Origin of the sequence: Terrabacter terrae (assembly GCF_039529575.1) — a bacterium.
In the GTDB taxonomy this organism is placed as follows: Bacteria; Actinomycetota; Actinomycetes; order Actinomycetales; family Dermatophilaceae; genus Terrabacter; species Terrabacter terrae.
In genome coordinates this window covers 1-659 of record NZ_BAAANB010000116.1, presented here as the reverse complement: position 1 = coordinate 659, position 659 = coordinate 1, and the positions used below count along the sequence as shown (strand labels likewise).

General features: G+C 70.6%; 1 protein-coding gene. It reads left to right on the top strand.

Translation table 11 applies throughout. From position 1 onward, the window contains the following. Nucleotides 1–659: enolase C-terminal domain-like protein (locus ABD194_RS19685; protein WP_343994659.1), on the top strand; the 659-nt coding region annotated here is incomplete at both ends.

The following is a 659-nucleotide window of genomic DNA, read 5'->3' as shown; positions in this document are numbered from 1 at the left end:
AGTGAAGATCACGGAGATCCGCGCCGCAGGGCTGCGTGGCGCGACGCCCGAAGGCGGGTGGACCGATGAGATCCAGCCCGACGACGTCGTCCACACCCTCGTCGCCGTGCACACCGACGAGGGCCTGATCGGTCTCGGCAGCGTGTTCACCAGCGAGTCACTCGTGCAGGCGGCACTCGAGGTGCTCCGGCCCCTATGCATCGGGGAATCGGCCCTGGAACCCGAGCGGGTGGCGGAGCGGCTGCACCGGGCGACGTTCTGGCTGGGCCGGGGCGGCACGGTCACCCACGCGATCAGCGGAATCGACACCGCGCTGTGGGACATCCTGGGCCAGGCCACCGGCCAGCCGGTCGGGCGGCTCCTTGGCGGTCGCTGGCGCGAGACCGTGCGGCCCTACGCCTCTTTGCTGATGGACCGGCCCGGGGCCATGGCTGAGCGCATGCACGCGGCGCAAGCACGCGGCTTCACCGCCTTCAAAATCGGCTGGGGCCCCTTCGGCCGCGAGAGCCACGCTTTGGACGAGCAGATCGTCGCGGATGCACGCGCCGCGATCGGTCCGGAGGCCCTGCTGATGGTCGATGCCGGAGGGAGTGACGGTGAATGGCGGCATGGCCTGAAGTGGGCGCTGCGGACCGCGCAGATGCTGGAGGACTACGACG